The 13,429-nt window shown below is 51.6% G+C and carries 10 protein-coding genes; 7 read left to right on the top strand and 3 right to left on the bottom strand.

The features are described from left to right. Positions 1-12 precede the first annotated feature (12 nt). Both QZ307_RS00820 and QZ307_RS00815 read left to right on the top strand, forming a co-directional pair. Entirely contained in the window at positions 13-675 is a 663-nt protein-coding gene (locus tag QZ307_RS00820; protein ID WP_295994388.1) for a right-handed parallel beta-helix repeat-containing protein, read from the top strand. A 114-nt stretch (positions 676-789) separates the two neighbouring features. Then, the gene (locus QZ307_RS00815) at positions 790-1,932 is read left to right on the top strand and encodes a polysaccharide pyruvyl transferase family protein (protein WP_295994386.1); all 1,143 of its coding nucleotides are present in this window, start codon (positions 790-792) and stop codon (positions 1,930-1,932) included. Here the strand turns inward: QZ307_RS00815 and QZ307_RS00810 are convergent. The 3 genes from QZ307_RS00810 to QZ307_RS00800 all read right to left on the bottom strand — a co-directional run bounded on the left by QZ307_RS00810 (position 1,912) and on the right by QZ307_RS00800 (position 5,996). Next, on the bottom strand, positions 1,912-3,120 hold the full coding sequence (locus QZ307_RS00810) for a glycosyltransferase (protein ID WP_295994384.1): 1,209 nt from the start codon (positions 3,118-3,120) through the stop codon (positions 1,912-1,914). The genes QZ307_RS00815 and QZ307_RS00810 overlap by 21 nt on opposite strands. An 86-nt stretch (positions 3,121-3,206) precedes the next feature. Then, positions 3,207-4,463 carry a hypothetical protein gene (locus tag QZ307_RS00805; RefSeq protein ID WP_295994383.1) on the bottom strand — a complete coding sequence of 419 codons (1,257 nt, stop codon included), beginning with the start codon at positions 4,461-4,463 and terminating at the stop codon, positions 3,207-3,209. Between the two features lie 9 nt (positions 4,464-4,472). Further along, complete coding sequence (locus QZ307_RS00800; protein WP_295994381.1) at positions 4,473-5,996, bottom strand: MBOAT family O-acyltransferase; 1,524 nt, start codon at positions 5,994-5,996, stop codon at positions 4,473-4,475. 235 nt (positions 5,997-6,231) lie between these two features. Between QZ307_RS00800 and ispD the strand changes: the two genes are divergently transcribed. The 5 genes from ispD to QZ307_RS00775 all read left to right on the top strand — a co-directional run bounded on the left by ispD (position 6,232) and on the right by QZ307_RS00775 (position 13,428). Further along, positions 6,232-6,951 carry a 2-C-methyl-D-erythritol 4-phosphate cytidylyltransferase gene (ispD, locus tag QZ307_RS00795; protein ID WP_295994378.1) on the top strand — a complete coding sequence of 240 codons (720 nt, stop codon included), beginning with the start codon at positions 6,232-6,234 and terminating at the stop codon, positions 6,949-6,951. A gap of 45 nt (positions 6,952-6,996) precedes the next feature. Next, entirely contained in the window at positions 6,997-8,070 is a 1,074-nt protein-coding gene (locus QZ307_RS00790) for an NAD(P)-dependent oxidoreductase (protein ID WP_295994376.1), read from the top strand. A gap of 14 nt (positions 8,071-8,084) precedes the next feature. Continuing rightward, positions 8,085-9,815: a CDP-glycerol glycerophosphotransferase family protein gene (locus tag QZ307_RS00785; RefSeq protein ID WP_295994375.1), complete on the top strand. Its 1,731-nt coding sequence runs from the start codon at positions 8,085-8,087 to the stop codon at positions 9,813-9,815. Positions 9,816-10,081: 266 nt separating this feature from the next. Next, entirely contained in the window at positions 10,082-11,302 is a 1,221-nt protein-coding gene (locus tag QZ307_RS00780) for a nucleotide sugar dehydrogenase (RefSeq protein WP_295994373.1), read from the top strand. Positions 11,303-11,322: 20 nt separating this feature from the next. Beyond that, on the top strand, positions 11,323-13,428 hold the full coding sequence (locus QZ307_RS00775) for a glycosyltransferase (RefSeq protein WP_295994371.1): 2,106 nt from the start codon (positions 11,323-11,325) through the stop codon (positions 13,426-13,428). Position 13,429 lies beyond the last annotated feature (1 nt).

Raw genomic sequence — 13,429 nt, 5'->3', positions numbered from 1 at the left:
TCTTACGTTGGCGTGAAATCAAAAACCTCTTCAATGTACGGCATACAGCTTACCCAATCGAGCAAAGGAAATGCTATTGCGGGGAACACCATTAAGAATGTTTCTCACAATGGAATTTATCTCAACAAACGATCGTCGGCAAAGACTATCAAAGGCAACATTATCACGGCGCCTGGAAAGTACGGTATTTCTGTCGAGCAGTCATCGGTTTCTAAGATAATTGAAAACAAGATTAGTAAAACTGGAAATAATTCCATACATCTTTTCAACGGCTCTGCGGTTTCCCTGCTGGAGAGAAACGTCGTTTCGTCATCAAAGAGCAATGCGATTAACGTTGACCAAAAATCAAAGGTCTCGAAGCTTCAGTCCAATACCATCAAGAGTCCTAAGGGTAATGGCATCTTTGCGCACAATGGATCGACGATCAAGAAATTGAGTGGCAACACTGTCTCTCAAGCAGGTGACAAAGGGATCGCGGTGTATTCCGCACGGGCAAAGACCGTTGTTTCGAAAAATAAGGTAGCTAAATCTAAGTCGTACGGCATCTACGTTGACACAAAAACAAAGAAGTACAAGGTAGTTATTCAGGGCAATAAGTTAACGGGCTCGGGCAAAGCGAAGCTCGTGAAGATTGTCTCGGGAAAGGCATCCGTTTCTGGGTCAAAAAAAGCTTAGGTTAGTAGATGTTATTTTGACTTTCTATCTGACTGGCCTGTGAGCATGACCGCATATGGGATAATAGCTTAGTTAGACAGTGCTATTGTTCTATGCGAGTAAAAGGTGCGCTCGATGAGAAAAATTATCGTATTCAGTAGGGAAAAAATCACTAATTACGGTGATCCGATTATTGCTGATTGCGCAAAGTACATTCTGCAAAAGCTTGCGCGTGAGGAGGGGCTTGACGTCAAAGTAAGCATTGTTGACGTCTATGCCAAAGATGGCGATAAGCTACAAAAAGTCCTAGACGAGGCGAATGCGCTGGTGTTTCCTGGTGGCGGTATGAATTCCGTCAAATTCAACCAGGTGGTTGCTGGCATCCTTGATCGCGTCAGCAATCGAAGCGATATCGACGTGTATTTTAATGCTATTGGAATTAATCGCCGCCGTGCTCATGTTGAGAACGAAAAGCTGCTCCAAGATCTTTTTAGCCGTCCGCAGGTTAGGCAAGTGACTACGCGCGGCGATTTGAACCGGCTTTGCAGCCATTTGGTTCGTTGGGATAAAAGCTATGTCGACTCGCCTACTTTAGTAATCGATCCAGCAATTTGGACCAATGAAGCTTACGGCGTTGAAAAAAAAGAGTCTCAAGTTATTGGCGTCGGTCTCATACGCCCCGAGATTTTCAAAGCCAATGATGGCGGTTTCAATGTGGAGGAGGTCAAATCCATCTACAAAGGAATTGTCGCCGAATTGGATAAGAGGGGTCTTGCTTGGGAGTTTTTCACGAATGGCATGGAGAAGGACTATAACTTCGGCATTGCTCTCATCGAGGAGCTCGGCCTTGATCGTAAGACGTACTTGCGCGACAACGTGAAAAACTCGCAAGACCTTATCGATCGAATATCCTCCTACCGTGCAGTAATAGCTTCGCGCATGCATGCTAATATCATTGCGACTTCGCTGGATGTACCTTCAGTGGGACTCGTCTGGAACGACAAGATGAATCTCTTTGCTGAAACTGTGGGTTGCGAAGACCGGTATCTGTCGGGCGCCGTTCTGCTTGACCCGGCTCTGATTGTTGACAAAATGGAGCAGGCGATCGCTGAAGGCTACGACGTTGAGCAAATTGACAACATGAAACTTCTCACCGAGAAAACGCTGCGAAATATCGTCCGCGGCGCCAAGGGTTCGGGCGGCTCTTTTGGGCGCATGTATCGGCGCCTGAGGCGCGGCGCGGTGCGGGTTGCTAGATCACTTCTTCCCTCGAAGTAAGCTTCTTAGGCTATTTGCGAGTCGATAGCAACGTGATTGCTTGATTCGGGCGGTCTCCTGCTCGGCCTTTTTTAGCTTCGCTTTCGTCTCCGTGAGCTTCTGACGCAAGTCTCGGTTCTTGAACTTGAGTCGCTGGTTTCTTGCGCCCTTCTCTGTAAGCTGAATATAGGTTAGATGCGAAAGATACATTAAGAAGTCTTCGGGCGAGTCTTCTTGAATGTGTCTCACGACATCGTACTGCCAGTCCACATAGAAGTAATCAGGATCGTGCCCAAGAAGGCCCAGTGTTTGGAGGCCACTGCCTTTCAGGAGCGTCACGGCTTTGCAAAACGCTTCACGATCTTGCATGTTTCTCAGTAAGTAGATCAAGCTGCTCAAAGCTTTATTGGCAAAGCTTTGAGCAGGGAAGGAGTCTCGATCCTGAAGAAATTTGGCGCTGTCCATCCAGGCGAAGAAAGGCGAGGAGTTTGATTGCGAGAGGCTTCCAACAAGACTGGATTTTTGATTTTTCCGATAAGTTACGAGGCGTTCTGTTGTTGTTGAAATCCTTTCGGCAAGACTCAAAGCGCAAACGACAAAAAAGACGTCATTGCCATTACGAATTGGCTGAAAAGAAAGTCCTTCTCGTTCGATGAACGACCGACGAAACAGCTTGTTCCACGCTGCCTCATTGGTGAAATCGAGAATGTGGTCAGGATTGGTTTTGCGATTGAAGGGACTTGCTTCTGGGAGGCGCTTTGTCCTTACGTAAATGTCTGTTGGGAAGCTTTCGCCCAACTCCTCATAAAATTGGTTGGCGCCACACACCACGATGTCAGCATCATCTCTTTCAGCGATAGAGAAAAGCTGCTCGAGGGCATTCGGCTCGAAATAGTCATCGCAGTCCCAGAAAACAAGATATTTTCCTGCGGCATGCCGCATGCCGAGGTTTCTTGCGGCGCCGGCGTAGCCGTGCGACTGACGAAACATTTTCAAGCGACTATCTCGGTTTTCGTAGTCCGCTAGAATGGTTAAGGAGTCGTCGGAAGAGCCGTCGTCTACAACGATAACTTCGATGCTCTGTAGGGTTTGCTGCAGTATGCTATCGATGCATTGCCGTAAATAGCGTTCTCCATTGTATACGGGTACTATGACAGACACGGCAGGGGGCTGGTGTCCTGCATTGGTGGAGAGAGCCTGCGTATCCATAGCATACGTTCCTATCGAGTTTGAGGCCGCAAATGTGCATTGTTGATTATACGAGAGCGGTGTTGCCGATGGTGCTCTCGAAAAGATTAATTGAAGTAATTTGGATAGTTTCTCGGAATGCGGCAATAGGCAAAGGCGCTTCCCACGAAGTAGATATCTTGGGCGTCAACCTCCGAGATTCTCTCTTCGAGGGTTTCGGAGCCTGACTGACCGTCTCTGATGTCGCGATAGCATCTAAGGTAGCTATAGTTTTGGGCAAGAAGCCAATGAAGAGAATCGGCATAAGAATCCATGATGACTACGGCTTTGTCTCCGTTAGGGAGAAGCGTATTTACGAGCGGAGATTTTGCCGTCTGGCTGGCGGTACCATACCACTGCGGATAAAAGCTGTATGCTGCCTTAAGTCCGAGTTTCTTCAGCTTGGCAACGCTGTTCTCAGATGCTATGGGTGGGACTTTTTTGTTTTGCACTTCCAGGCCGGTGAGATCGAATTTGGGTTCTGTGATGGTTTCGTTAAGCAGCATAAGACCCTCACGGGCGTAGGCACCGTTCGTTACGTAATCTCCGAACGAAATTGTCTCGCTGTACGTTGCTACGGCTGGATCCAGCTTTGCGACAGGGGCCAATGCTTTGTAAGTAGCAAATGTACCGAAACCATTCCAGTGATGATCAGTGGTGTAGTAGTTGTCGTAATAGGTCTCCATGTCACTGTAGGTAACGCTGACTGCATGGACATTCGGCGTCTCGTTGAATTCCTTTTCCATTGAGGATACAAAATCTCTTGTAGTAAGAGCCCGCTTTGAAAGCAGGGGCGCAATGGGATTGGCTTCAGTGGAGTCTGAGATGTCGGAAACGACGAGGTAAAAGTTCTTTTCCGGATGACGGCGTGCGACTTCGGCAATACCCGAAGCAGTTTTGGAGATGGTCTCGAGGTATGTTTCGTCGGTTTTAGGGAAGGCTAGGAGAGCGTTGGCTGAAGGACTGTAGGCAGTTTTACTGCCAAAGAAAGTGGGGTATACGCTGTAGTTAAAAAGGATATTTGAGGCTTGGATGGCTGAGCGTTGGAGGCTAGAGTTGTCAAGAAGGGCACTTGCTTTAAAAGGAATGAAGTTTCCCACTGCTGTTTCCAGGGAAGTTTGGAGTTCTTTTGAGGCAAAACCATCAAGAGATAAGTGCTTCCTGATATCTGCCTTCTCGATTCCCCCTGACAAGTAGGTGGCGTTTTTGGCGGTGAGCCACCCGGGAAGATCGAGGTGCATTTTCTCTTGACCGACGAAGAGGGCGGTGGGGCCTAGCAGGAGGAGGCAGAAAACTACGGAAAGAACGGTGTTGCGGGCTTTCATTCCGAATCCTTAGAACTGGAAGTAGATGAACGGGTTGTAGGAGCTGGAAACCACCGACATGGCCGACAGCACGAACACGGCGATGAGCGCCGCGTCGACGGCGACGTTGACGGCGGTCACCGCGCGGGCCCGGGCCGGCGTGGCGGCGGGCGCCTCGAGCACGGCCTGGCAGGGCGGCACGGCGGTGTTGCCCTTCTGGGGCGCGGCCACGACGGCGCGGCGCGGGTCGCCCTCGGCCCAGGCCTGGAGCCTCTTGCGCAGCCAGGGCGCCCAGGGGAGCGAGCCGACGATGAAGACGGGCACGAGGCTCACGTAGCTCCAGGACTGCAGCTCCCACAGCGTCGAGGTGCCGAGCCAGCCGTAGGCGCCGAACATGGCGCAGAACCACTCGGCGATGTTGCCCAGGCCCGTGACGGCGAACAGGAGCCAGCCGAAGAAGAACAGCACGGCGCACCAGATGTGGCTCACGAAGCCGGGCAGCCGGTCGAGCACCCTCATGACGAGGAACTTCTCCAGCAGGATGAGGACGCCCCAGTACAGGCCCCACAGCAGGAAGTTCCAGGCCGCCCCGTGCCAGATGCCGGTGAGGCCCCACACGATCATGGTGTTCAGGATAAAGCGCGGCGTCTTCACGCGGTTGCCGCCCAGCGGGATGTAGACGTAGTCGCGGAAGAACCCGCCGAGCGTCATGTGCCAGCGGCGCCAGAACTCGGTGGCCGACCTCGAGGTGTAGGGGTAGTTGAAGTTGCGCGGGTAGTCGAAGCCCATCATCTTGCCCATGCCGATGGCCATGTCCGAGTAGCCCGAGAAGTCGAAGTAGATCTGGAAGGTGTAGGCTGCCACGCCCGAGAAGCAGCCCACGAAGCCGATCTCGGCGGCCTCGCGGGGAAGGAGCGAGTCGGCCAGGGTGCCGGCGGTGTTGGCGAGCAGCACCTTCTTGCCCAGCCCCACGCAGAAAAGCCGCAGGCCCTGGGCGAAGCCCTCCAGCGTGGCGCGGCGGTTGTCGATCTCGGCCTCGATGTCGGAGTAGCGCACGATGGGGCCGGCCACCAGCTGCGGGAACATGGCGATGTACATGCCCAGGTACAGGGGGTTCTTCTGGGCCCTCACCTGGCCGCGGTAGACGTCGACCACGTAGGTGATGGCCTGCAGGGTGAAGAACGAGATGCCGATGGGCAGCGCCAGGTTCAGCTCGGCGATGAACTCCTCGCCGATGGCGGCGTTGACGTTCTCGGCCAGGAAGCCCTGGTACTTGTAGAAGCCCAGGATGAGCAGGTTGAGGAAGAGGTCAAGAACAAGTAAAACCTTCTGGAGGGGGGGGGTCGCTGTCTTTGATATGGCGAAGCCGAACGCCCAGTTGAAGCAGATGGAGAACACCATGAGCCACACGTACACCGGCTCGCCCCAGGCGTAGAACAAAAGCGAGAACAGCAGGAGGACGACGTTCCTGGCCGACCGCCTGGGCATGAGGAAGTAGACCGCCAGGAAGGCCGGGAAGAAGGCGAAGAGGAAGATGGTGCTGGAGAAAACCATAGAGACCTCATCTTAAAGCAGAAATGATATTAGCTGCAAAATGATAGCGCTTTTTGTGGATGGCGACAATTGATCGGTCGTGAATGTGGAAAATGGCGGCACGGCAAGAGAGGGGAGGGGATCCCGATTCATGCCTTCTGACGTGCAAATCCGATGTTTTAGGAATCATCTTGTTGTTGTCGGGGTCTGTTTGGTAAATAATTCCGCATAAGAGATCAATGAGAAAAGGATATAGATGAACTGTGCGTTAATTTTCGCTGGTGGCACTGGACAGCGGATGAACACCAAAACAAGGCCGAAGCAGTTTCTGGAGCTTCATGGAAAGCCGATCATTGTTTATACGCTCGAGGTGTTCGAGGAGCACCCCGAGATAGATGCAATAGTGGTCGTGTGTCTTGAGCCGTGGATTCCCTTTTTGGAAAAGCTGCTCGCTAAGTTTGATCTTACGAAGGTTGTGCGTATCGTCCCTGGTGGCGCTACGGGGCAGCAGTCTATACGTGCTGGGCTAGATGCGTTGGCAGAGCTATATGGCGAGGATGCTGTTGTGCTGATTCATGATGGGGTCCGGCCTCTAGTGCGGCAGGAGACAATCAGCTCTTGCATTGATTGCGTTCGGGTCAACGGAAATGCTGTTACGGTTGTTCCGGCTATCGAGACTATTGTTCAGCAAGTTGATGGAAAGATAACAAAGGTAATCGAGCGCAGGGACTGCTGCAGTGCAAAGGCGCCCCAGTGTTTTCTGCTGGGCGACATAAGACGCGCGCATGCCCAGAGCGAGGCTCAGGGGCTGAAAGATTTCATTGACTCGGCAACGATGATGAAGCATTTTGGCCATGAGCTGTATACCGTTGAAGGCGAGCCAGAGAACATCAAGATTACCACGCCATCCGATTTCTATGTTTTTCGTGCCATGGTCGACGAACGGGAGAACTCGCAAATTTTTGGCTTGGACTAGTTGCATTGGCTCGGCCAAGAATATTGTGTTCTGGAAGGAGATGAAGTGAAAGGGCAGGAGCTACCCGTTCTCGTTGAAGACGCTGAGGCTGTGGTCGCCGCAATTGAGGGGATCGCCGATGGCCTCAGGGGCTCTTCGGTATTGGTCACAGGAGCAACGGGACTGTTAGGGTCTCAGATCGTTCGGGCGTTGCTGTGCGCAAACGACTTATTGGGTTTGGGCTGCAGGATTCTGGCTTCTGGCAGAAGCGCCGAGAAGCTGGCTGAAGTCTTTGACGATCCTGGGGCTGAAGAACTTGGGTTTTGCGTCGCTGATGTGGCTGATAGCTTGGAGGTGGAGGGTCCTGTCGACTATATTTTTCACTGCGCCAGCCCTACCAGTTCCCGCTTTTTCGTCTCGAGACCGGTAGATACCATCAATGCTGCGTTTTGCGGCACTCGCAATGTTTTAGAGCTTGCGCGGGCCAAAGAGGCGAAGAGCGTCGTATATCTTTCTTCTTTGGAGGTTTACGGGGAGTTTTTCGGTCGTGATGCTGCCGTTTCAGAGGCTGAGTTTGGCTCCATTGATCCTATGAGCGTTCGCAGTAGCTACTCGGAGGGAAAGAGGCTGTGCGAGTGTCTTTGTGCTGCTTATGCGAGCCAATATCAGGTTCCCGTGAAGGTCGCTCGTCTGTCTCAGACTTTTGGCGCGGGGGTGGAATACGACGACGGTCGGGTTTTTGCCGAGTTTGCGCGTTGCGCTTTGGAGGAGCGTCCCATCACGTTGCATACGTTGGGGCGCACTACGCGCACGTACTGCTATACCGCAGATGCAGTGGTCGCGTTGCTTTATATCCTCCTGTGCGGGGAAAATGGCGAAGCCTACAATGTGTCGAACGAAAATACGGCAATCAGCATTCGGGAAATGGCCGAACTGGTGAGTCGCACGCTCTCCGCTACCGGCGTACCAGTAGTGGTTGATGTCCCCGATGACCTTGAGGTCTATGGTTATAATCCCGAAATGGTAATTAAGTTAGATTGCTCGAAGCTTCGAGAGCTGGGCTGGGAGCCGAAAACGAACCTTGAGGAAATGTTTACGAGAATGGCTCGAGGTTTTTCTGGCCAGCAATCAGGTTTGTAAGGATGCAGGGAAGCATGGGAGTACTTCGCAAAAAACCCGATCTTATCAAACAGCAGATTGGGGAAATGGGTTACTTGGGCGATTACTCGTTCACGGTAACGGAGCTTGAGTGGGAGCGCGTATTTCTTCGTTTCGTGGTTGAAACCGACTATCCCGGTGTGCCTTCTTTTGCGCTCAAGAGCCTCACGACTCGGGAATTGGTGCCCTTGTCGTGGGAGTGGCACGATGGCGATCGGTACGGCTTTTCGGTGAATATAACGGCTGCAAAGGGCAGATCGTTCCTCGACAACGGTCGATGGGTGGTTGCTTTCGAGCTTACTGAAGACATGAAGGTGCCCTCTTTTGTTCTTGAAGCCCCCGAAGAGCACTATCGCTATCAGCAATGCTATGTCGATGCCGATTTGGCTTATTCTCTCGAAGATCAGACTCGCATTTTCCGGTACGGGGGCAATAAATTTGCCTATACCGTCAATTTCACCATTGCATCTCGGGATGACGTCCATCTGGAAATGCGCATGGCGGCCTATTTTATGGAGAAAAACGAAAAATGGAATCGCCGCCGCTATGTTCATGAGGCTATGAGCTGGCGACGTAAGCTAGCTAAGGTGTGGTATGCCTTTGCGGTTATGTCGATGAATCTCGTGTACCGAGTTGTCGGGATCGGCTGCCCTAAGAATGGCAAAAATATCATGATTATGAGCGAAACAGGCGACGAGCTTGTTGGAAACCTTCGGGCTATCGACGACCGTCTGCGCGAACGGGGATTGGACAAGACGCTGCACATCACGCGATCCGCGCGGCGTTCGGTGGGCGAGACTAAGAGCGTTTTCAGCTGGGCAAAGCTGATCGTTAAAATCGCTCGTCAAAATGTGATCATCGTCGACAACTATGTGCCCGTATTCAGCTTCTTGGAGCTGAGGAAAGATGTTCAGCTTATTCAGGTTTGGCATGCTGGCGGCGGCTTCAAGGCGGTGGGGTATTGCCGCTTCGGAAAGAGTGGATCGCCCTATCCTGCTGGCTCGTGCCATAAGGCTTATACCACTGCGCTTTGTGGAGCCCCCCATCTGATTCCGGTATTTGAAGAAGTGTTTGGCATTGAGGGGAAGGATATTCTTCCTATCGGTATGCCCCGCCTCGACGGTTATCTCGATCCGGAAAGGATCGAGGAATTCCGCAAAGCCTTCTATAGCGATCACCCCGAGCTGCTGGGAAAGAAGATCATCTTGTTCGCACCAACTTATCGCGGCGTTGGTCAGAAAACGGCTCACTACGACCAGGACAAGATCGATCTTGCTCAGATCTATGAAGCCTGCGGCGATGAGTATGTCTTCCTTATCAAGCTTCATCCTTTTATTTTGGAGCGGTTTGAGATTCCCGAAAAGCTGAAAGACAGGATTTACGACTTCAGCGATTTTGCCTCAATCAATGATTTGTTTTATGTAACGGATTTGCTTATTACTGACTATTCGTCAAATTTCTACGAATTTTCTCTTATGCGGAAGCCCATGCTTTTCTACACCTATGACCGCAGTGTGTACGAGTTGACGCGAGGTGTGTATCGCTGGGTAAAGGACTCAGCGCCAGGCAAAGTGTGCGATAGCTTTGAAGAGCTTGTCGAGGCGATAAAAACCAAGGATTTTGAATTTGAGAAAGTCGATCGTTTTGTCGAGGACAACTTCGCCGGAGTTGAAGGGGGAGCCTCGGATCTGCTTATTGACGAGGTCATCTTGCGGGGGCGCAACTAGCTTTTCGTTGCGAGTTTGATGCAGCGCTTATTCGGGACGATTCGCACGGTGTGCTGTGGTTTGCGGGGGGGGGGGGGTCCTCTTAAGAGCTTGCTTCGTGTGTGCCTAACTGGCTGCTAGGCGTCTTCGCGCCTCCGGTCATGCGCGAAGATGCATCTTCGGATGAGGTTCTCGATCTCTGGTCGGGTATTTTTCGTGTTTCGATTCATGGTGCTGGCGCTGCAGCTATAATGTATTAATTGTCTGTCTGATCAGGAGGAGCGCTCATGAATATTGCAGTGGCGGGAACGGGCTATGTGGGCCTTTCTCTGGCCGTTTTGCTCGCCCAGCATAATCACGTTGTGGCGGTGGACGTCGTCCCTGAGAAGGTTGATCTTATCAACCAGAATCTTTCCCCCATTGCGGATGCCGAGATAGAGGCGTATTTAGCGGAAAGTGCGCTCGATCTGACCGCGACGCTGGACGGTGTCTCAGCTTACGGGGACGCCGATCTTGTGGTAATTGCAACACCGACCAACTACGACTCGGACAAGAACTTCTTCGACACGAGTCTGGTTGAGCAGGTTATCGACTTGGTGTTGGAGGTCAATCCCACGGCCACCATGGTTGTTAAATCAACTGTCCCCGTGGGTTACACGAAGGATCTGGTAGAGCGCTATCCCGAAGGTCGCTTCCTGTTTAGCCCAGAGTTTTTGCGCGAAGGTCATGCGCTGTACGATAACCTGCACCCCTCGCGCATCATCGTGGGCGTGCCGAGCGAATCGAAGTTCGCGAGCGAGCTCGAGGAGAAGGCCGAGGTGTTCGCCGGACTGCTGAAGGAAGGGGCGCTTGACGAGGAGGCCCCCGTGCTCATCATGCGCGCTACTGAGGCCGAGGCAGTGAAGCTGTTCGCCAACACTTACCTGGCACTCCGCGTGGCTTACTTTAATGAGCTTGACACCTATGCTTCCGTGCGCGGGCTCGACGCCGCGCAGATCATCGAGGGCGTGGGGCTGGATCCGCGCATCGGGAGCCACTACAACAATCCCTCGTTCGGCTATGGTGGCTACTGCCTGCCTAAGGATACCAAGCAGCTGCTGGCTAACTACGACGAGGTGCCCCAGAATCTCATTGAGGCCATTGTGGAGGCGAATCGTACGCGTAAGGACTACATTGCCGACGAGGTGCTTGATCGAGTGACGCGCCTGGTGTACGAGGGCGTTTCTCAGCCGCAGGTGGGCGTGTACCGTCTCACTATGAAGACGGGCAGTGATAACTTCCGTGCTAGCTCCATTCAGGGCATCATGAAACGTATCAAGAGCCGCGGCGTGCCGGTGGTGGTGTACGAGCCCACGCTGGATGCCGAAGAGTTTTATGGCAGTGAGGTTGTGAGGGACCTGGATACGTTCAAAGTGCGCTGCGATGTGATTCTTGCAAATCGCTGGAGCGAGGAGCTGGTGGACGTCGAGGGCAAGGTGTTCACCCGCGATTTGTTCAAGAGAGATTAATTGGTAATTAGGTGGTTAGAATGAGTCCGTTGATTTCAGTTATTATACCCATGCATAACGCAGAACGCTATCTGGAGGAGTGCCTTGACAGCATACTTGCTCAGACGATAGACGATTATGAAGTGATTATTGTCGACGATGCCTCTTCGGACGAATCGAGGGTTATCGCAAATAGTTATGCGAAAGAACATCCTAACTTTAAAGTCGAAAGCCACTGCGGGAATGCAGGCAGCGCTCGGAACCAAGGTATGAATTCTGCTACGGGTGATTTCTTGATTTTCCTCGATTCGGACGATTTTTTTGAGAGCCATATGCTGGAAAAAGCTTTGCGCGCAGCTCAGCAGAATGATGCAGACATTGTGTTGTTTGGAGCGCGAAATTTCGATACGAACAGTAAAGCGTACACAACTCAAGAATCCTGCTTGAAATACGATCTTCTTCCAAATCGAGAGCGTTTCTCCCCTGAGGACGTTAAAGACAATCTATTCCAGGTAATTAATCCTGCGCCATGGACAAAGATGTTTCGTCGCTCATTCATTGAGAAGACGTCGCTGCGTTTTCAGGAGTTGGACAACAGCAACGATGTCTTCTTTTCTTTTGCTGCGCTCGCAAATGCGGGATCAATAGCTGCCGTTAGGGAGAGCTTTGTTTCTTACCGCATGGGCACAAAAGGCAGTACGCAGGATACTAAGCTGCGTAAGCCTCTCTGCTTCTTAGAGGCGCTAAAGGCATTGGAGGAGCATCTAGTTTCTAACTCTATGTGGGAAGATTTCGCAGACAGTTTTAAAAAGCTCACCATCTCTCTGGTGCAGTATAACCTCCGAACTGTCGGAAGTGTTTCCGCGCAGGCTGAGATAATTGGAGCGTTGAGAACTAGTAGTTACGCTTCACTTCGGCGTTGTCTCGGTGGGTGTTTTGATTCCGAGCAAGATAAGAAAAATCAAGGCTACATAACTGCCTGTGTGGATAAACTCTTGGGCGCCGCGCAGGGAAAGTGCTTTCTCTCGTTTCCTCGCACGATTGAGTCTACCTGCATTCTCCAGGACGACCCCCTCCTCTCTATTGTCATTCCAGTCTATAATGCGAGGTCGTATATTGAGGAGACGCTTTCCTCGCTGGCTCCGCTTTTAACGAAAGGCGCGGAAGTGATTTGCGTTGACGATGGATCCAGCGATGATTCGTTGGATTTCGTGATGCGATTTGCCGGGTCTCATGCAAATTGCTTGATTGTGTCTCAATCTAATGCTGGCTTGTCGAGAACGAGAAATGTTGGACTTGAGTACGCTCGTGGGCAATATGTCCATTTCCTCGATTCGGATGACCTAATTGAGCCGAACGTGCTTATGTCCTTATGCGAGAGGGCGCGCTCTGAGCGGGCTGATCTTTTGCTATTTGACGGCGAAGCCTTTTATGAGTCTGATGATTTACGAGACAGGTTCAATTCGTACGAGACCTATTACCATCGAGATTCGGAATACGCGAAGTCCAGAAGCGGCATTCAGATGCTTGTCGACATGGTAAATGGCGGAGACTATCTCCCATCTGCCTGTTTGTATTTAATGCGTCGTGCTTTCCTGGCAGACCATCGCCTGTCTTTTTATGAGGGAATCCTCCACGAGGATAATCTTTTTACGTTTCAGTGTCTTCTTCAAGCGTCTTGTGTTGTCCATAGCTCGGAGCGCCCGTATCTACGACGCGTTCGCGAAGGGTCTACGATGACGATGGAAAAAACGATGGCTCATGCTTACGGTTATTATGTTTGCTGGAAGGAGATGAGCTACTTATCTTGCCAGCATAGATATGAGTGGGATTATGAGACGGAGTGTGTGGTAAACCGTGTCGTTGCAGAGAAGTTGGCGAGCGCGCGTAGCTCCTTTAAAGGTGTTTCGAAGAAGAATCGGCATTATGGTGGCATGCCACTGAGGGAAATCGAAGCTTTTAAGAAATGTGTTTGCCAGCCTGTTTTGGAAAACAAAAAATTGCTTGCAGAGAATAGAAAACTAAAAAAGGAGATCAGGGGTGTAATGCGCTCGCGTCTGCTTCGGATGATGAAGCCGTTTTCAAGGGCCTTAACGAATCTCTGGGCCACGCAAGCTGGCGACAGGGGCAACAAAAATGTCAAGTAGT

This window comes from uncultured Adlercreutzia sp. (assembly GCA_910585575.1).
Classification (GTDB): Bacteria; Actinomycetota; Coriobacteriia; order Coriobacteriales; family Eggerthellaceae; genus Adlercreutzia.
The sequence above is the reverse complement of the archived record's forward strand: the minus strand, read 5'-3'. Positions and strand labels throughout refer to the sequence as shown.

Bases quoted from the DNA above. Each gene is read 5' to 3' on its own strand.
- QZ307_RS00810 (WP_295994384.1), bottom strand. From the start codon at position 3,120: ATGGATACGCAGGCTCTCTCCACCAATGCAGGACACCAGCCCCCTGCC.
- QZ307_RS00800 (WP_295994381.1), bottom strand. From the start codon at position 5,996: ATGGTTTTCTCCAGCACCATCTTCCTCTTCGCCTTCTTCCCGGCCTTC.
- QZ307_RS00805 (WP_295994383.1), bottom strand. From the start codon at position 4,463: ATGAAAGCCCGCAACACCGTTCTTTCCGTAGTTTTCTGCCTCCTCCTG.
- ispD (WP_295994378.1), top strand. From the start codon at position 6,232: ATGAACTGTGCGTTAATTTTCGCTGGTGGCACTGGACAGCGGATGAAC.
- QZ307_RS00815 (WP_295994386.1), top strand. From the start codon at position 790: ATGAGAAAAATTATCGTATTCAGTAGGGAAAAAATCACTAATTACGGT.
- QZ307_RS00780 (WP_295994373.1), top strand. From the start codon at position 10,082: ATGAATATTGCAGTGGCGGGAACGGGCTATGTGGGCCTTTCTCTGGCC.
- QZ307_RS00785 (WP_295994375.1), top strand. From the start codon at position 8,085: ATGGGAGTACTTCGCAAAAAACCCGATCTTATCAAACAGCAGATTGGG.
- QZ307_RS00775 (WP_295994371.1), top strand. From the start codon at position 11,323: ATGAGTCCGTTGATTTCAGTTATTATACCCATGCATAACGCAGAACGC.